The 25,088-nt window shown below is 35.7% G+C and carries 28 protein-coding genes; 15 read left to right on the forward strand and 13 right to left on the reverse strand.

What is annotated here, in order from left to right:
- Window positions 1-240: 240 nt before the first annotated feature.
- The 7 genes from ACY2RS_RS02115 to ACY2RS_RS02145 form a co-directional block, all read right to left on the reverse strand.
- Window positions 241-636, reverse strand: a complete 396-nt coding sequence (locus ACY2RS_RS02115; RefSeq protein WP_490096943.1) for a hypothetical protein — start codon at window positions 634-636, stop codon at window positions 241-243.
- A 165-nt stretch (window positions 637-801) separates the two neighbouring features.
- The gene (locus ACY2RS_RS02120; RefSeq protein ID WP_490096944.1) at window positions 802-1,023 is read right to left on the reverse strand and encodes a hypothetical protein; all 222 of its coding nucleotides are present in this window, start codon (window positions 1,021-1,023) and stop codon (window positions 802-804) included.
- A 13-nt stretch (window positions 1,024-1,036) separates the two neighbouring features.
- Window positions 1,037-1,909: a DUF5777 family beta-barrel protein gene (locus ACY2RS_RS02125; protein WP_490096945.1), complete on the reverse strand. Its 873-nt coding sequence runs from the start codon at window positions 1,907-1,909 to the stop codon at window positions 1,037-1,039.
- 21 nt (window positions 1,910-1,930) lie between these two features.
- Window positions 1,931-2,329: an OB-fold protein gene (locus tag ACY2RS_RS02130; RefSeq protein WP_490096946.1), complete on the reverse strand. Its 399-nt coding sequence runs from the start codon at window positions 2,327-2,329 to the stop codon at window positions 1,931-1,933.
- Window positions 2,330-2,335: 6 nt separating this feature from the next.
- Complete coding sequence (locus ACY2RS_RS02135) at window positions 2,336-2,875, reverse strand: YceI family protein (protein ID WP_490096947.1); 540 nt, start codon at window positions 2,873-2,875, stop codon at window positions 2,336-2,338.
- A gap of 32 nt (window positions 2,876-2,907) precedes the next feature.
- The gene (locus ACY2RS_RS02140; protein WP_490096948.1) at window positions 2,908-3,294 is read right to left on the reverse strand and encodes a c-type cytochrome domain-containing protein; all 387 of its coding nucleotides are present in this window, start codon (window positions 3,292-3,294) and stop codon (window positions 2,908-2,910) included.
- 725 nt (window positions 3,295-4,019) lie between these two features.
- Window positions 4,020-5,723 (reverse strand): alpha/beta fold hydrolase, encoded by a 1,704-nt coding sequence (locus ACY2RS_RS02145; protein WP_490096949.1) that lies wholly within the window; start codon window positions 5,721-5,723, stop codon window positions 4,020-4,022.
- 368 nt (window positions 5,724-6,091) lie between these two features.
- Between ACY2RS_RS02145 and ACY2RS_RS02150 the strand changes: the two genes are divergently transcribed.
- The 14 genes from ACY2RS_RS02150 to ACY2RS_RS02215 all read left to right on the forward strand — a co-directional run bounded on the left by ACY2RS_RS02150 (window position 6,092) and on the right by ACY2RS_RS02215 (window position 17,161).
- Window positions 6,092-6,427 (forward strand): arsenosugar biosynthesis-associated peroxidase-like protein, encoded by a 336-nt coding sequence (locus ACY2RS_RS02150; protein WP_490096950.1) that lies wholly within the window; start codon window positions 6,092-6,094, stop codon window positions 6,425-6,427.
- Window positions 6,428-6,575: 148 nt separating this feature from the next.
- Window positions 6,576-7,643, forward strand: a complete 1,068-nt coding sequence (gene arsS / locus ACY2RS_RS02155; protein WP_490096951.1) for an arsenosugar biosynthesis radical SAM (seleno)protein ArsS — start codon at window positions 6,576-6,578, stop codon at window positions 7,641-7,643.
- Window positions 7,644-7,647: 4 nt separating this feature from the next.
- A complete protein-coding gene (locus ACY2RS_RS02160; RefSeq protein ID WP_490096952.1) occupies window positions 7,648-8,145 on the forward strand; it encodes a rhodanese-like domain-containing protein in 498 nt (165 codons plus the stop codon).
- A gap of 49 nt (window positions 8,146-8,194) precedes the next feature.
- Window positions 8,195-8,818 (forward strand): TIGR04282 family arsenosugar biosynthesis glycosyltransferase, encoded by a 624-nt coding sequence (locus ACY2RS_RS02165; protein WP_490096953.1) that lies wholly within the window; start codon window positions 8,195-8,197, stop codon window positions 8,816-8,818.
- Between the two features lie 104 nt (window positions 8,819-8,922).
- Window positions 8,923-9,645 carry a T9SS type A sorting domain-containing protein gene (locus tag ACY2RS_RS02170; protein ID WP_490096954.1) on the forward strand — a complete coding sequence of 241 codons (723 nt, stop codon included), beginning with the start codon at window positions 8,923-8,925 and terminating at the stop codon, window positions 9,643-9,645.
- Window positions 9,646-9,648: 3 nt separating this feature from the next.
- Entirely contained in the window at window positions 9,649-10,461 is an 813-nt protein-coding gene (locus ACY2RS_RS02175) for a purine-nucleoside phosphorylase (RefSeq protein WP_490096955.1), read from the forward strand.
- Window positions 10,462-10,569: 108 nt separating this feature from the next.
- A complete protein-coding gene (gene arsM / locus ACY2RS_RS02180; protein ID WP_490096956.1) occupies window positions 10,570-11,538 on the forward strand; it encodes an arsenosugar biosynthesis arsenite methyltransferase ArsM in 969 nt (322 codons plus the stop codon).
- 73 nt (window positions 11,539-11,611) lie between these two features.
- The gene (locus ACY2RS_RS02185) at window positions 11,612-12,148 is read left to right on the forward strand and encodes a transposase (RefSeq protein WP_490096957.1); all 537 of its coding nucleotides are present in this window, start codon (window positions 11,612-11,614) and stop codon (window positions 12,146-12,148) included.
- 57 nt (window positions 12,149-12,205) lie between these two features.
- On the forward strand, window positions 12,206-13,093 hold the full coding sequence (locus tag ACY2RS_RS02190; RefSeq protein ID WP_490096958.1) for a sterol desaturase family protein: 888 nt from the start codon (window positions 12,206-12,208) through the stop codon (window positions 13,091-13,093).
- Window position 13,094: 1 nt separating this feature from the next.
- Entirely contained in the window at window positions 13,095-14,042 is a 948-nt protein-coding gene (locus ACY2RS_RS02195) for a DUF547 domain-containing protein (RefSeq protein WP_490096959.1), read from the forward strand.
- 98 nt (window positions 14,043-14,140) lie between these two features.
- Window positions 14,141-14,845, forward strand: coding sequence for a TIGR04283 family arsenosugar biosynthesis glycosyltransferase (locus tag ACY2RS_RS02200; RefSeq protein ID WP_490096960.1), 705 nt, complete (start codon window positions 14,141-14,143; stop codon window positions 14,843-14,845).
- Between the two features lie 24 nt (window positions 14,846-14,869).
- The gene (locus ACY2RS_RS02205) at window positions 14,870-15,979 is read left to right on the forward strand and encodes a helix-turn-helix domain-containing protein (protein ID WP_490096961.1); all 1,110 of its coding nucleotides are present in this window, start codon (window positions 14,870-14,872) and stop codon (window positions 15,977-15,979) included.
- A gap of 124 nt (window positions 15,980-16,103) precedes the next feature.
- Window positions 16,104-16,595 (forward strand): hypothetical protein, encoded by a 492-nt coding sequence (locus ACY2RS_RS02210; RefSeq protein ID WP_490096962.1) that lies wholly within the window; start codon window positions 16,104-16,106, stop codon window positions 16,593-16,595.
- 5 nt (window positions 16,596-16,600) lie between these two features.
- Window positions 16,601-17,161 carry a YceI family protein gene (locus ACY2RS_RS02215; protein ID WP_490096963.1) on the forward strand — a complete coding sequence of 187 codons (561 nt, stop codon included), beginning with the start codon at window positions 16,601-16,603 and terminating at the stop codon, window positions 17,159-17,161.
- Between the two features lie 33 nt (window positions 17,162-17,194).
- On the opposite strand, the gene ACY2RS_RS02220 is transcribed toward ACY2RS_RS02215, so the two are convergent.
- From ACY2RS_RS02220 to ACY2RS_RS02245, 6 genes are all read right to left on the reverse strand, one after another.
- A complete protein-coding gene (locus tag ACY2RS_RS02220) occupies window positions 17,195-18,421 on the reverse strand; it encodes a BamA/TamA family outer membrane protein (RefSeq protein ID WP_490096964.1) in 1,227 nt (408 codons plus the stop codon).
- Between the two features lie 68 nt (window positions 18,422-18,489).
- Complete coding sequence (locus ACY2RS_RS02225) at window positions 18,490-19,749, reverse strand: POTRA domain-containing protein (RefSeq protein WP_490096965.1); 1,260 nt, start codon at window positions 19,747-19,749, stop codon at window positions 18,490-18,492.
- A 123-nt stretch (window positions 19,750-19,872) separates the two neighbouring features.
- On the reverse strand, window positions 19,873-20,796 hold the full coding sequence (locus ACY2RS_RS02230) for a glycoside hydrolase family 113 (protein ID WP_490096966.1): 924 nt from the start codon (window positions 20,794-20,796) through the stop codon (window positions 19,873-19,875).
- A gap of 182 nt (window positions 20,797-20,978) precedes the next feature.
- Window positions 20,979-21,719 (reverse strand): hypothetical protein, encoded by a 741-nt coding sequence (locus ACY2RS_RS02235; protein WP_490096967.1) that lies wholly within the window; start codon window positions 21,717-21,719, stop codon window positions 20,979-20,981.
- Window positions 21,720-21,765: 46 nt separating this feature from the next.
- Entirely contained in the window at window positions 21,766-22,686 is a 921-nt protein-coding gene (locus ACY2RS_RS02240) for a hypothetical protein (protein ID WP_490096968.1), read from the reverse strand.
- 113 nt (window positions 22,687-22,799) lie between these two features.
- Window positions 22,800-23,519, reverse strand: a complete 720-nt coding sequence (locus ACY2RS_RS02245; protein ID WP_490096969.1) for a DUF547 domain-containing protein — start codon at window positions 23,517-23,519, stop codon at window positions 22,800-22,802.
- Window positions 23,520-23,778: 259 nt separating this feature from the next.
- On the opposite strand from ACY2RS_RS02245, the gene ACY2RS_RS02250 reads away from it, so the two are divergent.
- Window positions 23,779-25,086: an NAD(P)/FAD-dependent oxidoreductase gene (locus ACY2RS_RS02250; protein ID WP_490096970.1), complete on the forward strand. Its 1,308-nt coding sequence runs from the start codon at window positions 23,779-23,781 to the stop codon at window positions 25,084-25,086.
- Window positions 25,087-25,088: the final 2 nt, after the last annotated feature.

The following is a 25,088-nucleotide window of genomic DNA, read 5'->3' on the forward strand; positions in this document are numbered from 1 at the left end:
GAGATATTTTAGGCAAATATAGTGCTACCCAAAAAAAATACCCAATTGTTACCATAGTGATACCTCTGTGATACCTTTCAAAAAATTAATAATCGCAGCTAGTAAAACACATAAAAGCATTAATAGTAATTAGTTGATCTACATCGTAAGCCTACGTTTCCCGAAGTGATTTCTTTAGCCATCGGGACAGTATAAACATCCTTTTTGCTTCAGAAATCAACAATCGTCAATCGTCAAGCATTACTCCCCTCTACCAAGATTAGGGATCACAATATCTGATAAATCTTGATTTTGTATTTGTCCGTTCATATCTGTATCTACACCCAAATAACCAGAGGTTCCCAATACATTAATCAATGCAGATATATCATCATTTTGTATTTGCGTGTTTCCATCAGCATCTCCCGCAAAAATTGCGAATGAGCCATTTAATACTACTGTTAATGCATCTGTACCACCTTGAATGAGACTGGCATCTGTAGTGAGATCTAATATTTCCGAAGTTGATGATAGCGCCACAGTAACAACCGTTACTACACGTTTACCATATGGAATTGAGGAGTTAAACTTATGCTTAAGACGTAAAAATATGGAATTGCTACCTAGATGAGTACAAAAAGATAAAATGAGACTCATTTGAGGCCTTACCTTTAGAAATCTTTATTAGATATAAAATCCATAGACCTTGTAAGGGCTTTAAGTGAATCTCAATTTTTATCTACTAGAAACAACCATCATTTTACTCTTTATTAAATGCTTTACCAAATATATGATCAACCATTTGTACGTAGTATATCCTTTTTAAATTAGATCTTCTTTAGGAGGATATCCCAACCTTGTTAATAAATTTAATACTTCAGACACTTCGTTGGCAGTATAAAAATTAAACACCACCAATGCCTCTAAAGGATATACTTTTACGATATTAGAAGAAACCACATTTAAAATTTCAGAACGTACCTTTGCCACACTTTTTGTACAAAAAGATTGCTGAACAAATACTCTTGCAATGGCAGGCTCCATACTAACTATCTTACTATTTTTTAAGACTAAATGCTCTTGAAATGTTAAACCCTAAAAATATATTCCCATCAGTAAAATCTCCTCTCGCTTGTCCAAGAAACCCATTTTCGAAAATGGCCTGGCTATTAGAGGCATGTATTTGAAAAACATGACCTCCTGTTTCTATTTCTATACCCACAGCTAATGCATTATTAAATGCAGAATTAGCTACTCTATTAAGATGGAGTCCATAATCTGCAACCAAAGCAATACGTTTTGTAAACTTAAATCTTCCTGCAAAACCAAGAGCAAATTGAGAATTATCTTGACCATCTTCACCCACTGTGTTATCATGAAAATACGTGGGAGCAAACTGCAACGATAACCAATCGTTAAATTTTCTAGAGAATAAAAACTGTGTTGTATAACCCAAGCGGTCACTAAAGGTAAGCTCTGGAAATAAATCTTTATCCAAATCTGTGTTTATGGTAAGTAAATTATAACCTACCAAACTAAAAGGAAAGCCATTTTTTTCTTGACGTAACAACCTATATTTTAAGGCACCATCATAGGTTTTATTAAACCCAGATCTAGAAATACTCATATTAAGCCATGTAGTAGGAGCATACAAAAACTGTATACGTACTGAGGCTTCGTCAAGACCAATAAAATTGTCTATTCCATCTTTTAGGCTCCCAAAACGGTGCGCTATTACAAAATAAAACTGATCTTTACCAATAAGCTTAGTGCTTTCAAAATTGATGATTTTTATTCCTTTAAAAACAGAAGTTACAGGTTCATTGGTTACTGGAACTTCACTTTCTAATTCATCAAGCAAATCATCTTGGGCCCACAAAGATAGCGGCAAAAACATAAGTGAAAGGGCGAAAAGTCTTAACATTTTCATAGGTTGGTTTGTTGTATGTTATTAGTTGTAAATGATAACAGATTGGTCAAATTTTATTTCTTCTAGGAGACTATCATATCCTATACAGCGTCCTTTTATATTAATAATATCTCCGCTTTTAACTGGCTTTGAAAATGAAACATTTTCGTCTATCGCAAAAAATATGCCCGGAGCAATAGTGACAGCATCCTTGCTAACTTCGCTAATAACACCCGTAACAAGTACTGTTTTGTTTAAGTACAGTTGTGTAGCATCATTTTCATTTTGCTTGAAAGCATTACTAATATCTTTAGAAGTCAATGTAAATGCCGGTGTTTCTGAACCTATATCTCTGTGATCTTGGTATACATAATTATAGACTACTATTGCCACTAAGACTGCGATAGCAGAGAGTATCATTGGCCATCTTCTTATTTTCATGGTATGCTATTTTTGAATTAGAGGTAGGTTTGCTGAAATTTGTATTTCATCAGAAATTTTATCACTTACAACACTTGGTATTTCAATGTTAAAATCATTTGGTGCCACAGAAAAATTTGTTGTTAAAACGTAGGCTTCACCACTATTCTTTGTATTTAGCGTCACTACAATATCTTTAGTTTCTCCATGTAATGATAAAGATCCTTTTACTTCGTATGATTTTGATGTTGCCATATCATCTTTTGAAAAGTTTTCTATAACACCTTTAAAAACTGCTTTTGGATAGGTATCACTTTCCATGTAGTTTTCATTAAAATGCTCTTCCATCAAAGCATTTTTAAAACGAAATCCTTTCATAAGTGCAAGAACCGCAATTTCGCCTGTATCCGTATTTAATAATGCCGTTACAGTAGCATGTTCTGCCTTTACAGGCTCAAAGGCTGGAACAGAAGCTTCAAAGTTAATTTGTCCTGTTTTAGTAATCATTTTTTGTGCAAAGCTTTGTGTCACTAAAGCAAGTGCAAGAAGTGTATATACAAGTTTCATAATACTATTTATTTGAATTTAATTTTGTTGTTTTAATTTTCTAAGAGACCATCATCAATCCAATCTCTTAGCCTTTGTATGATTGCATCTGGTAAGTTACCTGTTGGCGGCATTGGATTTGATGAACTTGTCATTCGCGTGAGCATTCTGCCGCTATCTGCTACTGCAAAAGCGTTTTCATAAGTATGCAATTGCACACCACCATTTGTATTTGATGGATTGTGACATTGAACACAAGAGGTATCTAAAATGGCTTTTGCGGTATTGGTATAGGTTACCAATTCAAGAGGATCTGCAGGTTCCATTTCGTCTCCTACGAGTTCAGATAATTCGTTTTGTTCACAACTCATTAAACTACTTCCAAAAAAAATTGCCATCGGAATAATTGATAGTGTGTTTAAATACTTTTTAAAAATCATGAGTTTATTTTTTTTTTTGATACTGAGGATAGATTCGGTTTTATCTGGATGATTAGCTAGTTCGCATTTTAAACTAAAGGTGATTTTGAACGATCGATGAGCTAAATCAATAAAAAATTTGCGATGTGACTGTTCCAAAAGTTGCTTTATATTTTCATTTGTAAAATTAGTAGTAGTGTCAAAAAAGGACTATCACAATTGCGTTTAATGCATGTAAAATAACGACACTACATAAGATTTTACCAAACATAAAAATTCACTCTTATTATTTTTTTGAACTTCCAGGAGCAGGTAAATAAAAAAGAATTGATTTCAAAGTTAAGCCTGCTAGTTTATTAGGTGTTACCTCTACTACATATTAAAGTAAAAAGGAAATAAAATGCTTATTTTTAAGAAATAAGTTGTCTTAACAAAACATCCTCAAACGTTATTGTTATTGTAGTAATTAAACTTTTCAATTTTCCTGTGATCATTTATTCTAATGTATAAAGACATCACTAATGCAAGAAAAATGATCAAACATAAAGAGAGTACTACAAAAAAAAGAACACTAGATCCTATTTCAAATAATTCATTTATAAGAGATTTTTTTATTGTCATTTTGAAAAGTATTACAACTATCTATACTAAGGATTACATCTGTAAAAATAGCCTCAGTTTTAAATTCAAGGTATTACTATTACGAAAAATACATATACAAAAACGACATTTATATACATATAAGATTACAATACAACTGCTTTGTCAATGTCAGGATATCCAAAAACACTGGTATCAAAAGTTATAGCAGTTGGAGGGACCCCATAAGCTTTTTTGAAACATTTTGAAAAATAAGACGGACTTGAAAACCCAAATTGAAATGCAACCTCAGAAACCGAATATCTATGAGATAATAATGCAGATTTTGCTTTTTTTAATCGCATACAAGTAATAAGTAATCCTGGAGAAGAACCCGTAACTTCTTTGATTTTTCTTTGTAATTGCCTCTCACTCATGCACAACTTTTTACTGAGCATACCTATCCCTAAGTCACTATTTTCAATATTTTGATCTATAATAGTTAACACTTTTTCTAAAAAGGTAGCTTGATTAGATTCATAAACTATTTCTACATTTTTCTGTACTGAAGACTGAGTTTTATTCTGCACCAAATAAAGTTTACATAACCCATCTGAATGATACTCTAATATTGAAGCAGTTTTAGTAAAATCTAGAGCCGCCCCAGACAATAACTGTTTTACCGTTTGTGTTACCAAAATTTGATTTTCATAAGCCTGTTTTTGTATAATATCCATTAAATACGTATCAATATTCTGTATAGCTTCTTTAACGTTTAGGCTCCCTTCACGCATATACACTCCCATTATAGAACAAACGGTATTATTTTTTAAATAATTCATTAACTGAGTACCACAAAGAGTAGCTTTCCCCGGTCCTTTAAAAACTATTAAAAATTCTTTTTTAGTAATATGTACCATGTAACCTCCATAAGAAGAAACAAATGCATTTATTTGTGCTTTATTAAAAGTGTTTTTTGAAGATGATATAAGTCTTCCAAAAAGCATTGTAACCAGTCCTTTTTTATATTCAGGCTCGGGAGGTATCTTATTAATAAAAGAGGTCATTTCTAAAAGAACTTCATCTATGTTACCCGCCCAAAAAAGATGGTCATCCCCTCCAAACTCAACAAATTTCGAATCTTTTATATGTTTCGAGATATATTTACCTTCTTCTATTTTAACATCAATATCACCAGTTCGTTGCATTAAAAGCGTGGGCACTTTTATATACTTTAAAATATCAATAATATTAACTTGCGTATTCATCTTAGTTAGTTGCATAGCAGCCTTAGGACTTGCGCCAGATCTAAAATAACTAGCTAACCAACTCATAAATTGCTCATCTTCTGCCTTTGAGGGTGCAAGTGAAGCTAAATTCATTTCTCCACTTCCCCAGTTATGCTCAATCATGTCATACACTTCTTGACGTTCCTCATCTGTTGGAGCCCAAGGATAATCACTTGAATATGTTCTTTTAGCAAAAATTCCAAAAGCCATCAACGCCATAACTCTGTCTGGATAGGTAGCACTAAATAAAGCAGAAACACTACCCCCTTCAGAATGTCCAAACAAAATGGCTTTTTCTGATTGAGTTGCATCCATCACAGCTTTTATATCCTCCATACGTTCCTCCAAGGTAGATAATGTAACAACACGATCTGAAAGTCCCGTACCTCGTTTATCAAAAAGAATAATTCTTGCTTTTTTACTTAGTTTTTCAAAAAAATACACCAGTTCTGGACAGGCCCACATCCAGTCTATGTTTGAAACCCAACCAGGGATATAAACCAAATCTACAGGCCCTTCACCAAAAACTTGGTAGGCGATATTAATAGTACCACTTTTAGTATATTGGATAGGTGGTTTCATGTTGATTTTTGTTAGATGTTGTTTTCTTTTTTTTATTGCTTGTAAGACCCTTGACAAGTCAAAAAACCATAAAAATCAAATAAAAATTAAAAAACATATTGTACCAAAAAATCTGGGGTAGCATATAGGTGTCACTTTCATAAAACATTAATAAACATACATTTAAATCATTAGCACTGAATTATGTCACAACAGTTAATGATTACTTTTAATCAAGTTTATAAGTCTCTTATATTAAGAATAGTATAGTGCTTCATAATTAACACTACAAAACTTGTAAGCATTATTTCTTACAAGAGACTACTTATGTATCTTTACGCACAAAAACCAAATAAGCACAGTGTGCGTATTTTATAATAAATAATACTATGGCTAATAATTATTACGATCCGGCTGACCTTAGAAAATTTTCCAACATTACCGAATGGAGTGAAGAGTTAGGAACCAAATTTTTTGATTATTACGGCAAAGTTTTTGAAGAAGGAGCACTAACCGCAAGAGAGAAAGCATTAATCGCATTAGCGGTTTCCCATACAGAACAATGCCCTTATTGCATTGATGCGTATACTAAAGATACCTTGCAACGTGGCGTAACGAAAGAGCAAATGATGGAAGCCATTCATGTAGGTGCCGCTATTAAAAGTGGTGCAACCTTAGTGCATGGAACCATGATGATGAATAAGGTGAATAAATTAGAGATGTGAGCAGGACGTAAGGTTTTGCAACGCAAAACCTTACGTATCGCTCATCCCGATCCCGAAATTTCGGGAGCTTCGGGATCCCTATTAACAAAAATACGATTCTCATATCGTAGATTAAAAAAGTAAGATACCCGCCTGCGCGGGCATGAGTATGGCAAAGTTAAAACAACAATCACTGCAAAAAAGAGAGAACGAATTGGCAAACGCAAATCGCCAGTTGGAAATCTTAAGCAATGGTATTTTCCAAAATGGAGAATTACCCACCTTTGCAAAAAAAATAAAGGAAACCAACCAATTTCCATTACGCCCCAAAAAGCTCGAGATTCTCCAAATTAATGTAGGCTACATGTGTAACCAAGTATGCGAACATTGCCATGTTGACGCTGGACCAGACCGTAAAGAAATTATGACCTGGGAAACCATGGAGCAATGTCTTGAGGTGATTAGAAACACAGGCGCACACACCCTAGATCTTACGGGAGGTGCTCCAGAAATGAATCCAAACTTTAGACGTTTTGTAGAAGAAGCCAGCAAAGCAGGTATTAAAGATTTTATAGTGCGTAGTAACCTAACCATTATTAGAGCCAATAAAAAATACCATGATTTGCCGCAATTCTTTAAAAAACATAATGTGCATGTAGTAAGTTCTATGCCGCATTGGACGCGCGGTAAAACAGACAAACAACGTGGCGAAGGGGTGTTCGACATGTCGATCACTGCCCTACAAGAATTAAATGCTGTTGGCTATGGAATGCCAGATAGCGACCTTAGATTAGACTTGGTGTACAATCCAAATGGCGCCTACTTACCTGGCGACCAAATGAGTATGGAAAAAGAGTTTAAGAGTGCCTTGTTAGAAGATTTCAATATTCAATTTCACAACCTATTTGCAATTACCAACTTGCCTATTTCTCGTTTTTTAGATTACCTCATTGCTAGTGATAATTATGAAGATTACATGTATCAACTCGTAGAAGCTTACAACCCTGCTGCTGTTGCAAACGTGATGTGTACCAACACCATTTCCATTTCATGGGATGGATGGTTGTACGATTGCGACTTTAATCAAATGCTTGGCCTAAAAGTTGCTAGTAAAATAAAGCACATTAACGATTATAACGAAGAAATTTTAAACAACCGCGACATCATTATTTCGCAACATTGCTACGGATGTACTGCAGGCGCAGGAAGTAGCTGCCAAGGAACCGTTACCGAGTAAGACCATGAAAACACTAGCGTATCTCTTTATTTTTCTGTTTGCAACAAACCTAGTTGCACAAAAAACAATAGACGATATTATAAAAAAATATAATGACGATAGTGTTCCTTATATCACTTCGGAAATGTTAGCCACCAGTCAACATGATCCTTCCATGGTACTCTTAGATACCCGTGAAGCATCTGAATATTCGGTAAGCCATATAGAAGGCGCCATTTATGCAGGTCATGAAACATTTGAGATTTCTACTATTTCAGAAACAATAAAAAACAAAGACACACCCATTATTGTGTATTGTTCTCTTGGAGTGAGAAGCGAAGAAATTGGTAAAAAACTGCAAAAGGCTGGCTACACCAATATCCAAAACTTGTACGGCGGTATATTTGACTGGAAAAATAAAGACTATCCCGTTGTAAATACCCTAAACAAAGAAACAGATAGCGTACATGTGTACTCCAAAGAATGGGGCAAATGGTTGTTAAAAGGCAAAAAAGTCTATTAACCATCTAAGTTCTAAAATCGTTAATCAACACTCTAAAATCGTCAATCTATTGTCTGCCAAATCCAAAGACGCCCTCATTATTTTTACTCGAAATCCGGAGTTAGGGAAATGCAAAACCCGATTAGCTGCCACCGTGGGAGATCCAGCTGCTTTAGATATTTATACTTTTTTACTAGAACACACGGTTGCTATCACGACACCGCTTGCTGCAGGGAAATTTGTGTACTACTCTGTAAAAGTGAGAGCAAACGATTTTTGGGATGCAGGACATTTCAGAAAAAAACAACAGCACGGAGACGATTTAGGCATCCGTATGCAAAACGCCTTTACCGAAGTGTTTAGCTTAGGCTATGAGAGAGCCATTATCATTGGTAGCGATATGTACGACATGACCACACAGGACATAGAAAACGCATTTACGCAACTAAAAACAAACGATTTTGTAGTGGGTCCAGCCGAAGATGGCGGTTATTACCTACTAGGTATGAAAAGGATACAACCAGCACTTTTCGCCAACAAAAATTGGGGGACAGATACCGTTTTACAACAAACGCTGGAAGATTTAACTTCAGACACTGTTGCCATTCTAGAAGAGAAAAACGATGTCGATTACTACGAAGACATCAAAGATATTCCAGCCTTTCAAAAATTCTTCAAGCATTTAGATCTTTAATACTTTAGCCCATGTATTGCTTGAAGCTTTGGTCGAGGCGCAAAAAATTTATCTTTTTTTGAAATCTTTGAATGTGTACTACGACATAGTAAAGAAAAATTACTATGAAAAAAATTACTACACTCTTAATGGTTGTATTCTTTACAACTTTAACGTTTGCGCAATGTATTGAAGTTGCAACTGGATTTGGAAACAACACCAATATTCCTATGTATAATATCGAAGGAGATGTGAGTGTCACGCTAAACGATGGTGGCGCTACCCTAACCCTTGATTTAGGAGCCAATTTTATGACAGCAGCAGGACCAGACATTCGTGCCTTTTTTGTAAACAGCAATGGTCTTACCGATGCCCAATTGGTAAACACTCAAATAGGAGATCTTGAAAACCTAGAATTTGGTTTGGTGGGAGACATGAATGGAACCAATCAAAACGGAGCAAAATCTTTTACCATTGACATTCCTTCTGGCACCCAAATCCAAAATTTCGATAAAATCTTTTTCTACTGTCTGCAGTTCGATCAATTTTGGGATTTCGGGACCATCATTCCCTTTTCAGATGTCACTTGTGATGTGCTAAACACAGCATCTTTTCAAGCAAACTCTTTTACCATGTCACCAAATCCTGCAACTACTCTAATTTCTATTTCTGGAGTGAATCGTACTACATCAGAAATACGTATTTTTGACGTTCTAGGAAAGCAGGTATATCAAAACACCCTAACCGAAAATGTAAGTGTTGACATATCGTCACTAACCAGCGGTGTATACTTGGTTTCTGTTGTTCAAGAAGGAACACAAACCACAAAAAAATTAGTAGTACAATAACATATGATTAAATACATCGAAGAAGCCATAGAGTTTCTAAAAAACCGCGGATTTGGAACACCAGAAATAGGGATTATCTTAGGAACGGGATTGGGAAAGATTATTGACCATGTGACCATTGAGGCAGAAATGAGTTATAATCACATTCCTAATTTCCCAACAGCAACCGTTGAATTTCACAAAGGGAAATTAATTTATGGTGAGTTGGCTGGCAAAAAAGTAGTGTTAATGCAAGGGCGTTTTCATGTATATGAAGGCTATTCTTTACTAGATGTTACCTTCCCAGTTCGTGTGATGAAAGGACTCGGAATTTCAAAACTTTTGGTAAGTAATGCTTCTGGTGCCATTAACTTAAACTTTAAAAAAGGAGAAATCATGCTTATTGATGACCACATCAATTTGCAAGGAGGTTCTCCTTTGGCTTTTAAAGGTGTTGAAGAACTGGGTGAACGATTTGTAGACATGAGTCAACCCTATGACGCTTCTATGAATGAAAAAATTGAGGAGATAGCTGCAGTAAACAACATCAACTTGCACAAAGGAGTGTATGCAAGTGTGGTAGGACCCCAGTTAGAAACACGCGCAGAGTATCGTTACCTTAAAATTATTGGTGCAGATGCAGTAGGAATGAGCACCGTACCAGAAATAATCGTTGCCAATCAGTTACAACTTCCAGTAGCTGCGCTATCGGTGTTAACAGATGAGTGTGATCCAGACAATTTAAAACCCGTCGATATTCCGGATATCATTGCACAAGCTGGAAAGGCTGAACCACAAATGATAACCCTATTTACAGAATTAATTAAATCACTTTAAAAGAACTATTTTATCTTGTACAAAAAATTACAAGTATACCTATAGCTTCGGAAATTTTAAAAACCGGTCACCTGTTTACACCGTAAATAAAGAAAGCAGCACAAACACATGAGTTACTTAGAAACAACCCACGACGTATATAAAGAAGCAGCATTAACACCAGATGTTGGTTTATGTTGTACGACCAACCCAATTTGGGAATTACCAGGATTGAAGATTCCTAAAATCATGCAAGAAATGAACTATGGCTGCGGAAGCACGGTACATGCGCGTGATTTATCAAACAACCCAAAAATGTTATATGTTGGCGTTGGAGGTGGTATGGAGTTATTACAATTTTCTTATTTCAATCGCCAAAAAAATGGTGTGGTTGGGATAGATGTGGTAGACGAAATGTTAGAAGCCTCTCGTAAAAACTTTAAAATTGCCGAGGAACAAAACGACTGGTTTAAATCGGAGTTTGTAGACCTTAAAAAAGGAGATGCTTTAAACTTACCAGTAGCAGATAACAGCATTGATGTGGCTGCTCAAAATTGCCTATTCAATATCTTTAAAGCAGAAGATTTAAAGCGTGCTATCGAAGAAATGTATCGTGTATTAAAGCCTAATGGAAAACTCGTCATGAGCGATCCAACCTGTGAGCAACCTATGAACGAAACTCTTCGTAATGATGAACGTTTAAGAGCACTTTGTTTAAGTGGTAGTTTACCTATAGACGAATACGTAAAAGCTCTTACAGATGTAGGTTTTGGAACTATTGAAATTAGAGCAAGAAAGCCCTACAGAATTCTAGATCCTAAAAACTACCCAACAGACGAGTTAATTTATATCGAATCGATTGAGGTGGCTGCAATCAAAGATCCAATGCCAGAAGATGGGCCTTGTATTTTTACTGGAAAAGCCGCTATTTATTATGGAGACGAAGATTTCTTTGACGATGGTTTAGGACATATTTTATTAAAAAACCAGCCATTAGCTATTTGTGATAAAACGGCAGGTGCTTTAAAAGCATTGGACAGAGATGATATCTATTTTAGTGAATCTACCTATCATTATGATGGGGGCGGGTGTTGTTAACAAACAACCTGACAGGTCAACAAGACCTGTAAGGTTATCTAACAAGTAATATATAAATTAACTTATTTAATGAATGGAACCCATAGAAACAGGCCATTATTATCACATTTACAATCGTGGAAATAACAAAGAACCAGTTTTTAAGGATGATGCAGATTACAAACATTTTCTGTATTTAATAGCAAAACATTTACTCCCAAAAGCAACTGTTTATGCATATGCATTGTTATCAAATCACTTTCATCTGCTAATCCAGATTAAAGAAGAGGCAGAAAAACCCTCTCAGGCATTTTCAAATTTATTTAATGCGTATGCAAAAGGGTTTAACAAAAAACATAACAGAGTAGGTAGTTTGCTGCAAAGACCCTTTCGTCGCATTAAAGTAAAAGATGAAAACTATTTACGAAAACTAATTATTTATATCCATCGTAATCCTGAAAATCATGGATTTACAAACGATTTCAGAAAGTACGATTACACCTCTTACAATTCAATTATATCAACAAAACCGACAAAACTAGAACGATATAAAACGATTGAATTGTTTGATACTGTTGAAAATTTTATTTTTTGCCATAGAAATACCGTTGAGATTGATGATTATATATAAATTTAATAACCTTGTTTAAACTAACCTGACAGGTCTTCCTGACCTTTAAGGTTCCTTATGGAAAAATACAGCGACATATTTAGAGATTCGTATCAAGGATACTTTAACTACCTCCTCAATGAGATAACACATTTTCATTGGGAAAACTACTTCTATGGACTCATCATTGTTTCTTTAGTAGTATGGGGATTAGAAATTGCTTTTCCTTGGAGAAAGGAGCAGAAAATTTTTAGAAAAGATTTTTGGCTAGATACCTTTTACATGTTTTTCAATTTCTTTTTACTGAACTTAATTGTCCTTATTTTTTTAAGTAATACCACAGAAGCGCTTTTTAATGATTTCTTGGCACTCATGGGAGTCCAGCTATCGAATTTTCAACTCCTCGATTTAAACGCGCTACCCTATGGGGTCGGACTCTTAATTTTCTTTGTAGTAAGTGATTTTGTACAATGGAACACCCATCGATTATTACATAGAGTACCTTTTTTATGGAACTTCCACAAAGTACATCACTCGGTAAAAGAAATGGGCTTTGCGGCACACTTAAGATACCATTGGATGGAACCCGTAGTGTATAAATCTATATTATACATTCCCTTAGCCATTATTGGAGGTTTTAATGTGGCTGATGTTGCTATCGTACATTTTTTCGCCCTAACCGTCGGACATATAAATCATGCAAATTTGGGTTGGGATTATGGCATTTTAAAATACGTCTTTAACAATCCCAAGATGCATATATGGCATCATGCAAAAGAACTACCTTCCAAATCTAAGTATGGTTCCAACTATGGCTTGACCTTAAGTTGTTGGGATTATATTTTTAACACAGACCATATCCCTTATGATGGTCGTGATATAGAATTAGGATTTGAAAAGGATGAAACATTCCCAAAACATTTTTTGGAACAAGAATTGTATCCCTTAAACTCAAAAAAACAATAATATGAAACATATAGTATATAGCATTGCATTAGCAGTGTTACTTGTTGCCTGTGGTACCTCTAAAAAGACAACAACTCCAAAAGAACCATTGGCACCAACCAATACTGATGTTACTGTTGGAAAAGGCACAAAAGTAACAACTACTGCTCCTGTAAAAGACATGCCGGTAGTCACACCAAAAGAGATCGAGAATCCAAAAGAAATAAAACAAATCCCACCTCCAATTACGGAGCTACCAGAAACAGAAATTGAAAAAGAAACTCCAGAAGTGACTATCCCAAATACTACTGTTCCTTACGAAGAAGAAGTATTTAATCATGAGGGTTTTGATGAACTTTTAAAAAGTAATGTAAGCGCTGCAGGTAATGTGGATTACTCGAAATTTAAACAAGATAGGACTGTACTTCGCATATACATTGCTGCATTAGGAAATAAAATGCCCACAGATGCTTGGACCAAAGAAGATAAACTAGCGTATTGGATGAACGCCTACAATGCCATGACTATCGATCTTATTTTACGTAACCAACCTGTAGCTAGTATTAAAGACATTAAAGACCCTTGGAAACAACGCTTATGGAAATTAGGAGACAAGTGGTATAACCTAGATGAAATTGAACACAAAATATTACGTAAAATGGACGACCCAAGAATCCATTTTGGTATTAACTGTGCCTCTTTTTCTTGTCCACCCCTACTGAACGAAGCCTTCACTTCCAAAAATGTAGATGCGCAACTAGATGCACTAGCTAGACAATTTGTAAACGATACTAGCCGAAATACAATCACTCCAGATCGTGTTACGGTTTCAAAAATATTTAATTGGTTTTCTAAAGACTTTAAGCAAGAAGGAAGCTTGATAGACTTCCTAAACAAGTATTCTGAAACTCCAATAAACAGCAATGCTAAAGTGCGTTATATGGACTATAATTGGGAGTTGAATGAATAGTAGGCATTAGCAGTAAACAGTTTGCAGTATGGATTGTTTTCTGAATACTATTTTGCAACCTACCTGCTATTTGCAACAAATTTTCTAAGTTTACACTCATGATTAGCATCATCATTCCTGTACTTAACGAAGCCTCATCAATTACAGAGCTCTTAGCACACCTAACACAACAGGCTACAGCATCTAATATTTCAGAAATCAATGTAGTAGATGGAGGAAGTGAAGATGAAACAGTTGCTATGGTTGAAGCATTTGCTGAGACCTCAACAATACCTGTTGGCCTTTTACATTCAGAACGAGGGCGTGCCAAACAAATGAATATTGGCGCAAGAGCTAGCACTGGAGATATCTTATATTTTTTGCATGCAGATTCATTTCCACCGAACGCATTTGATACCCTGATCATTTCCGAAGTAGAAAAAGAAAACCTCGCGGGTTGTTTTAAAATGAAATTTGACAGCGATCATTGGTGGTTACGCCTTGCAAGTTGGCTTACCCATTTTAAATGGCGTGCTTGTCGCGGCGGAGATCAGAGTCAGTTTATCACCAAAGCACTTTTTAATGACATTGGTGGTTTTGATGAAACCTATATCATTTACGAAGACAATATGCTCATCAACGAACTCTACAAGCGTGATGAGTTTGTTGTGATTCAAGAATGGATTGGAACCTCGGCAAGATTGTACCGCAAAAAAGGCATTTGGACCCTACAATATCATTTCTGGGCCATCTATGTAAAGAAATGGTTTGGCGCAGATAGCGATGCACTTTACAGCTATTACAAAAAACACATTGCTTGTTAATACATCTTTTCTATCTTTAGCAAAGTGGAAACGAAAACTGTCATCTTTGTTATTTTATTGGCTATTGGAGCCCTGCAAGGAATCATCTATGGTAGTATCCTTTGGAGAACAAACACCATTCACAAGAGGGCCAATCGATTTTTGGCTGCCATCCTCTTTTTCTTTTCGTATCGTTTAATTGTTGAAATATTACATTTCTTTGGCCTTGGCAAGTATGATACTTGGTATTATATCTTACTGGAAATGAATTGGATTTACGGAGCGTTGTTATACTTTTTTGTGGCAAGCTACGTCAATCCGAATTTTAAAATTTCAAAAAAACAACTTGTTCACTTTATTCCTGTAGGGATTGAAATTATTTGGAGCTTCTATATTAAATCACAAAACTTTTATTGGGATGGCACCAGAGAAAGCCTTACATGGCTAGGGTATTGGGGTTATGTTGCCTGGATGCACTACCCAACTATGTACATTATTGGCGGAGGATTACTCATGTTTTACTGTTATAAATCTTGGAAGCTATTACAAAATCCCCCGCAAATAGATGGTTACAAAGTACTTCCCAAACACCTGAGCTGGATAAAAAGAGTGGTTTTAGTACTTGGATTATTTTCTATCATTTTCACATTGGTAACTGCCATTGACTTTTTGTTTTTTGATTATGCCTTTAACTTTTTTGGATATCCCATCTTTATCGTCATGGCAATGATTACCTATTGGTTAGGCCTCGAAGGATTTTCACGAAGACACACCGTTGCTGTAAAAGAAATTGAAGTGCTCAACCAAAAAGACAAGACACAGTTAGAGGCTATTGCAAACAAAATCACTCAAAAAATGGAAGAAGGGCTTTTTAAAAACCAAGATCTTTCGGTGGCGCTCATTGCTGAAGCTATAGACGTAAAACCCTATTTGGTCACGAAAACATTTACCACCATTTTTGAAAAAAAGTTTAGTGATTACACCAACGAACTTCGTTTTAATGAGCTTAAAAAACTACTTTCAAAGCCCGATAGTGATAAATTTACACTCCTAAGTCTTGCTTTTGAAGCAGGGTTTAACTCCAAAGCGTCTTTTAATAGAACCGTTACAAGAATAACAGGAAAATCACCAAAGCACTTAAAATCAGATTCTTAAAAGTTTCATTTTTAAAATTGAAACCTATCTCCGCTACAAGCTTTGTCTCAATTTTTTAAACGAGACGACTGCTATACCCTTTTCATGACATCTTTGCTTCAGTAATCATAAAAAAACTGAAATCATGAAATCGTACATCACATGCATCTGCTTATTTTTAGCAGCCTGTTCTTCAAAAGGACAAATTAATTATGGAACTCCAAAAGAAGATCAAATTCCCGAAAAACTTCAAAACATACGACGCGCTATTGAAGTTCAAAACTTTCCAAAAGAAAACGACCCGGTAAAAATTAAAGACACCTATTATTGGAAACATGCCACTTCTATTCTTTGCAAAGAAAGTGACATTACCATTACCGAATACGGCGCTTACTTATTCTATAATGACACCTGGAATTTACGCAAGTCATATCCGCTAAAAGAACTCAACAAAAACTTTGGAACCAAAAAGCAAGTCTTACAACATTCTGAACCCTATACCTGGGCAAAAAATTACCGAACAGACAAACAACTTTTTGGAGGTTGGGCACTTTGGTATTTTATAGGAACCACGGCAACTGGCGAAACTGTTTGCGGCTACAGCACCATACACACTACTACAAATCTTTTAAACTAAACACTATGAAAACGATCATCATTACACTTGTATTACTAATAAGCTTACAAGGCTTAGCACAGACAAAAGGAAGTATTTTTAAAAAAGAACAACAGGTTTCCTGGATTGGAAAAGCGGCTACAGGCGGTTATAGTCCAGAGGGAACGTTAGGAATCCTTTCTGCGGAAATTTTAGTTGACCAAGAAAAAGTAACTTCCTTATATATTACCATCGATATGCGAACCTTATATCACGAAAACAAACAATTAAAAAAACACTTGCGCAATAAAGACTTTTTCGATGTTAAAAAATATCCCGTAGCAACTTTTGTATTAAAAGAAGAAGCTAGTATGGAAGAAACAACTGTACTAGTTGGAGAAATGACCATTAAAGGAATGGCACAAGAAGAAAAAATTCCAGTGACCATTACTCAAGATGATGCAACCATTCACATTTCATTTGAGCATACAATGGACAGAACCCAATATGGCGTTACCTTTAACTCCCCTTCTATTTTCACTTCCATGAAAGAAAATTTAATAGCAGATAATTTTACCTTAAAAGGAAGTCTAAGCTTTAAGAAATAAAAAAAGGGGCGCTTTTACATGGAGTGCCTCTTTTTAAAAATACTGTCCGATACCAAACACAAAACCATTGGTAGCATCTTGGGTAACACCGTATCCATAATCTATACGCAACACCGTATTAAAAATGCGCTTATGAATAAAACGAAGCCCTACTCCAGGATAGACTCGCAGATTTTGATCATCGCCAAAATCACCAAAAGTTCCTCCTGGATTTCGCCAGGTTCCTGCATCTACAAACACATTGCTTTGCATGCTAAACCAATCTTTATCGATAAGGGTATGTCTGTATTCGGTGTTGATAATTAACGCCGCAGTACCGCGATCTATGGTATTTCCAACACCTCTAATATTTAAATTATTATCTACAGAAAAAGGTGCAAAAGGAGATTCATTATTTGAGGCAACACCAAAGGTGAGTCTACTCGCCCAATTGCCTTTTTCACCTACCCGTAAATATCCTACTAGGTCATTTCTTAAAAATAAAAACGCAGGCAATACCCCATTAGAAGTGGTTACATACTGAAAATTTAGGGTGTTTTTTATTCCGTTAAGGTATTGGTAATAGTAATCTACTGCGTTGTATTGATACAATAATTTATATAGCAACTTATCAACTTCTAACGATTGGGGCACATTGTCGGCTACAGCACCTTCGATGTAGGTATAGGTTTCTGTGAAGAAATTTGCGCCTAGGGTTACTGTGTTCGAAAAATTGATTTCATACATCCCAGCCAACTCATACGAAGTATTGTTATACTTATAGTCTGCCGTACCTTGTTCTAAAAAAACGGGTTCTTCTGTTGTCAGGTTTTGATAATTCACTTGCAAGCCTAACTTATTGGTAAACAAATAGGGCGCTTTAAAATTGAGGCCAAACGAACTATAAATATCATACTGATAAAAAGCACCAATCGTAATATTTTGTCCGAGTGTATTAAACTCTTGTATTCCTACTCGAAATGCAAACTCGTCATCATTGGTGGTAAAGACATTGGCAAAAGGAATGATAGTAAAATTTTCTTCAAAGCCATACACAACCTTATAACTTCCATCTGCTTTTGGATGCACTTGATAATAGGCATGTGCAATGCTAGGCAAACGTTTGAAACGTTTTATATCTGCTTCTAATTGTATAGAATCTAATACGGTACCAACTTCTAACTTGGCAATTTTTTTTATAAAGCTATCTTGTGTTTTGTGGTTACCCTGTAATACAAATTCTGAGACAGTCCCTTCTTGCGCTATGGTACATAACGACATTAAAAAGAGGCATAAAAACAAGGAATATTTCAAAAGAAAAAAATAAACATTATTGCAACACAAAAGTCTTAAAAATACTGCCCGATACCAAAAACAATCCCATTGGTGGCATTTTCGCCAAGACCGTAGCCATAATCCAATCTAAATACCGCATTAAAAATACGTTTGTGTATAAAACGAATCCCGGCTCCGGGATAGAATCTAAAATTATCTGCATCTACCAAATCATCAAAATTACCCCCCACTGTACGCCAGGTACCCGCATCTAAAAAGACATTGCTTTGTATTACAAACCAACCTTTTTCTAGCAAGGTATGTCTGTATTCTGTATTTAAAACAATTGCCGCTGTTCCGCGATCTATGGTATTTCCTACGCCACGAATATTTAATTGATTGTCCAACGCAAAAGGTGCAAAGGGCGTATCTCTTTCAGAGGCGTATGCTAATCGCAATCTGTTGGCCCAATTGCCTCGTTTACCTACTCTTTTAAAATATTCGAAATCATTTCTCCCTATAAAGAAATCTTTTAACACCCCTTCTCCGCCCGTAACAAATCTAAAATTTAACAAACTTCTAAAACCTGATTGGTATTGATATTCAATCTCAATGTTATTGTGTTCATACTCGCCGCGATAGGCAATTTTATCGGCGGTTAAAAATTCAGGTTTGCCATCGGGAAGATTACCATCAATAAATGTGTATTCTTCATTCGAAATAGTAACTCCTACTTCGGCTCTGTTGTGAAAATCATGTTCGTATAAAATATTTGCTTCATAGGCTTTAGAATCGAATCTATAATTCAAGGTCCCCTCTGGAAAAAATACAGGTTCTTGAGAGACTTCATTTTTATAGCTAACTCCGACCCCTAATTTGTTGGTGAACAAATACGGAGCTTCCCAATAACCTCCAAAAGAATCAAATACATCGTTCTGATAAAAGCCACCTATGAGTTGGTTTCTTCCTAATAAATTAAACTCAAATAAAGAGACACGATAGGAGAACTCCCCATTATTATCGGTCGATATTTGAAAGCCTGGAATAATGGTAAAGTTTTCTTCAAAAGCATACGTGACTGTGTAGTTTCCTTCAAGGTTTCTTTCTACCGTATATGTTGCGTTTGCAATTCCTGCCAATCTTTTAAGCCTAGAAATATCGGTTGCTATTTTTGTAGAATCTAATACGCTTTCTTGTTTTACTTTTACAAGTTTTCGTAAAAAAGAGACCCTCGTTTTCTTTAAGCCTTCAAACTCTAGTGTATGCACAATTCCCTCTTGGGCATTGGCTAAAAAACCAAGTGATATAAGCAAAACAAACAATCCCTTTTTCATACAACCAATTTCTTAGGGTAGACGAAATGCTTTGGTAATGTTTACAAAAAAAGATTCAATTTTACCCGAAAAATCCTTTGACCAAACAAACGAACGTGCTTTCATGATTTCAAATTTCAGAAATTATTCTTTAGAAAATTGTTGCTTTAAAATGATTTCAACAGGTTTGTTTTGAGGGGTAAACATGTGATTATCGTGACCTCCTGAGGTGGCATCATCGATAAACCATTTCCAAATAAATCCGCCAGAAAACCAAGGTTCTGAGTAGAGTTCTTCAAAAAGTGCTTGCATCAAATTTTGCTGCGCTTCTAGATTTACACCCGGCATGCTTCGTTCACTTTTCCAGGGTTCTTTGCCAGCATAATCTACACTTCTATATCCGTATTCTGTAAACAAAATAGGTTTTTGGTTGACTTCGGAAATTCCCTTCAACTCGGCTTTCCAAGGTTGCCATCCTGCTCTTGCTTCGGCAACGGTTGGAGTTTTGCTATCGGAAACAGGAAAATACCCATCCACTCCAATAAAATCTAACGATTTCCAAAAAGGAACACGTTTGTACTCATCCCAATTGGCAGCATAGGTAAGTTTGCCTTTGTATATTTTTTTAATGTCTGAAATGAGGGTGTCCCAATACTCGGGTCTGTTGACTATAAATTGTTCTAACTCGGTCCCGATGCAGAAAATTTCAGCATCAACCTCCTCGGCCAACTCAGCATAAGTCATTATAAATGAACGATAACTATCCTCTAAGGTTTTCCAGTCTTCTTCGCTTTTCATTTTGAGATAGCCCGTAAATTCGCCTCTCCAAATCCAAATTTGCGGCTTGATCATCACGGCAATATTATTCTTTTGCAAAAGGGTTGTATATTGTTTAGCCCCAGCCTTTGTTTCTCCAAACCATTGCCTATCGGTATTGTGCATGATGCTAGGAGTATCTAAATTTTTAATGAACCCAAAAGGCATTACCGCAGCATAATTGACATTAATATTTTGTATTGCTGCCACATTTTCTTGAGAAGCAGGCTTTCCAGAAGCTACGAAACTCACCGCATTGATTTTATGAGATTGCCCAGTGCAGCTTTGAAAAAGAATGAGGCAAAAAAGAAGCCTAAAAAAAAGTTTCATTTATAGTAAAATTAAACGTCCAAGATACTGAAAAAAACCTCTCAAAGAACCCATAAGAAAACCCAAGAGAACAAGAGAGGTGCATCTGTGGGAATACAGATGTTTTAGGGTATAGTAAATGACTGTTGTAATATTAAAAAATTCACCCAATTATCATCGCTCACTCCCATTAGTGTGAAAGCGTAAGTGTCTCCTGGTATAAGTACAGGCGGTGTATCTCTTGTAATATTGAGCACTACATTACCTAATTCATAGTATTGAAACTGCGTATCAAACGTATAGGTTCCAGAGAGCAACTCTTCTTCTTGATTACTCACTACTTGAAAATAAATGGCGTCATCTTGAGTAACAAGATCTTCCCAATTAAAAATGGGTTGTGTTGGTATTGTGAGATCTATGGCTACACTCTCTTCAAAGCTAGTATTTGACGTTAGATGTTTTAGTCGAATGGGGTTTGACAATTGTAACACGCCATCTTCTAAAAAACTAACAATGACCCATCGTTCGGTTACATATCTTGTGGTAATCGCTTGCAAATAGCCGTCAAAAATAGCACTTGGGCTCACTGTTTGTTCTACATATTTTGAGAAATCGTTTGGATCTACTGTTGTAGTTTCGGTTTCAAATAATCGTAGGTTCGTTACGCCTGGCCTAGGATAAAAATATACTACAACTTCATTGTCATTTTCAGTTCCAGAAGCACACGCAATTACACTCCCAGTTTCAAAAGAAGATTGGCTAACAAGGTCTTGCAAGGTCAAAGGTGATGCTTCCCTAACATCATCTCTGTCCGTGCAGCTCAGAAGCAGCAAACAAAGAAAGGTATGCAATACTATTTGTTTCAATAGAGGGTATGTGATGGTTTATATTTCAGAAAAAACGATACCATTATTAATTTATAATCGCTCTTAATCCAAGACTAAATGTTTGTCCGAGTCCCTGAAAACTCTCACCTCTAATAAATTTCCCATAAGAAGCTTCAACATTTAATTCCTTAGTTATTTGATATTTTCCTCCCAATCCAACTTGAGTATAATTTTGAGAAAAATTGTTCCCTAAATCAATTAAAAAGGCTTGTTGGGCGTTCACAAAAACAGTCGATTTTTGTGTTGGAAAATAACTTAAAAAGGCACTTACTGGCAAAAACAAACTCTCATTTGCAAAACGCTCCCCTACATTTTCTGTTGCAGCATCAGCGTCTATGGCATCTTCTCCAAAATTATAACCAAAGTCTGCCTCTGTAAAGATTTGCCATTTGTTATTTCCAAACGTTTTGTCGTAGAAAAATTTTGTTTCCCAGAAAAAACTGCGCTTATCCAAATAAGGTGCATTTGGCACATCCTCAAATACAGGTATAAAGAAAGAACTTGTCAATGAAAAGTTACTTATGTTTTTAAAAGGCTGAATTCTTATAGAAGGTGCAATGGTTGTTAAACCACTTCTTGCATCTGTAGTATTGTTTTCAAACGATAACACATCTAAGGTGTTTGCGCCTCCAAATGTATTTGCTCTTACTTGAAAAATAAGACCAACATTAATGCGCGAATTATTACTAATACCTGTGTAAATTTCGGTGGTATTGGTAAAAAAAGTTTCTCTAGGAATATCTACACTATTAGAACCTTCATCTGTTCTCTCTGTTTGCGTGTAGATGCTATTAAAAAATTTGATATCCCATTGCCCCTTACGTAATAGTTTTGATGGGGTAAATTCTTGAACGTTACTTAAGCCTTCCTTCTCCTCTTGGGCGATTCCTGCAAACATGGTGAAACATAAGGCGGCTGTAATGATTTTTTTTACTGAAATTTTCATAGTTTTTTTTCTAGCTGTTCATTCAATATATAGGACAGCATTAATAAATAGGTTGTTTTTTTGTGCTTCACGACCTCGAGCTTGTAGCAATAACAAGCTCAAGGTGAGAAGGCTTATTTTTTTGCGTTTAGGGTCCAATCGTATTCGTAATAAGATACCTTCGCTTTTTCATTGATAGGCTCTTTTCTAAATTGATTGATATAGTCTATTTCACTACCATCATGGGTAAAATCTACTTTATACCACTCAAATATTTTAGAGAGTTGTACTTTCTTTCCTTTTACTTTAATGAAATTAGGGTTGTTAAGAGCGATGGTTGTTTGACGCTGTAATTGTGCTTCTAATGAAGCTGGTGTATAAGCTTCATTTATAATTGGGGGACATCCTAGTCCAGCACATACTAAAGCAAAATGAAAACGAGCTTCTTTAGGAAATTTAGCTCTTAATAATTTGTTTTCTAGATCATTTAGGGTTGTTTTTGCACCTCCTAAACTATAGGTAGTCTTGTCAAAAAATCCCTTAATAGAAAGTGGTCCTTTTACAGGATACTTTGCTACGATGCCTTTTATTACTGAAATATTATACGCATTAATCCAAAAGGCTTGGTATTCGGCTACGTTAGAAGTCGAAACGGTAATAGCTGCTGCTTGCGTCATTAAATCATCTAATGCTTCAGGATTATTTTTAATGGCTTTATAATCTACTCGCCCATTAGACACATAGGTTTTAAAGAATGTATTGGCATCGTCAAAAAATTGCTGTGTGTTTTGTGCAACACTATTTGAAAGTGACACCAATATAAAAGCTAGTGTTAGTAAAATGATTTTTTTCATGATTTTATTTTTTTGATGCCCATTCAGTCTGTAACATTTCATAAGCCTTACAAAAGAATTTCATAAAAAATGCACAAACAAGAAATAGCAATACTTCCCGAGCCTAAAAAGATTAAAAAAACATTTTTATCAAAATATCTGTAAAGTTTGTAACTTGTTAAGCGACATAGAACCAATAGTTTTCATATTTCTCCTCAAACAGTGCTCACATTCTGTCTGGGTAAAAAAGAAAACAAACCTCTAAACCCATCCAAAAAGTATGAAACACATTGTCATTATTGGAAACGGAATCTCTGGCGTTACTACAGCCCGTCATATTCGAAAATTAAGCGACCATAAAATCACAATCGTATCTGCAGAAACAGATCATTTTTTCTCACGAACTGCATTGATGTATGTGTATATGGGACACATGAAATTTGAACACACCAAACCTTATGAAGATTATTTCTGGGAAAAGAACCGAATTGATCTTAAAAGAGGCTTTGTAAATAAAGTAGATCATGCCAACAAAACACTTCTATTTAAAGAAGGTGACAGTATGCAATACGATCAATTAGTGCTTGCTGTTGGATCTAAACCCAATAAGTTTGGATGGCCTGGGCAAGATCTTGATGGAGTACAAGGACTCTATTCTAAACAAGACCTTGACGCCTTAGAGCAAAATGCTCCTAATAAAGATATCTGTAAAAGAGCCGTTATTGTTGGAGGCGGTTTAATTGGTATTGAAATGGCAGAGATGCTGCGTTCTAGAGACATCCCTGTCACATTTTTAGTAAGAGAAACTAGTTTTTGGAATGGCGTTTTGCCAAGCGGTGAAAGCGAAATGTTGAATAGGCATATCAAAAATCACCATATAGATTTACGATTAAATACTAATTTAAAAGAAATTATTGCCGATGAGAACGGCCGTGCAAAAGCTGTAGTCATTGCAGAAACGGACGAAGAATTACCATGTAATGTGGTAGGGCTCACCGCTGGCGTCTCTCCAAACATTGATTTTTTGAAAGACAGCGGCATTGAACTTGGCAGAGGGATTAAAGTAAACCCAATGCTAGAAACCAACATCAAAGATATTTATGCTATTGGTGATTGTGCAGAGCAGCATGAAGGTATTAATGGTCGTAGACCTATCGAAGCCGTTTGGTACACAGGACGTATGATGGGAGAAACACTTGCCCAAACGCTTTGTGGAAATCCGACCCCATACAAGCCTAGACATTGGTTTAACAGTGCTAAATTTCTAGATATTGAGTACCAGACTTACGGATGGGTCTTTAGTGAACGAAACAAACAAGAATTTGAACAACACTTTCATTGGCATCATGAAGATGACACTAAGTGCATCACCATGGCGTATCATAAAGACACCAACAAATTTCTTGGCATCAACACCTTTGGTATTCGAATGCGACATGAAGTATTTGACAGATGGCTTACCGAAGAACGCACAGCCAATTTCGTTATTTCAAACCTAAAAGAGGCCAATTTTGATCCAGAGTTTTATACTCATTTTGAAAAAGATATACAAACTGCTTACCAAAAGCACCAACCTATAAACGCATAAAT

Source organism: Patiriisocius sp. 208BN25-11 (genome assembly GCF_058147145.1).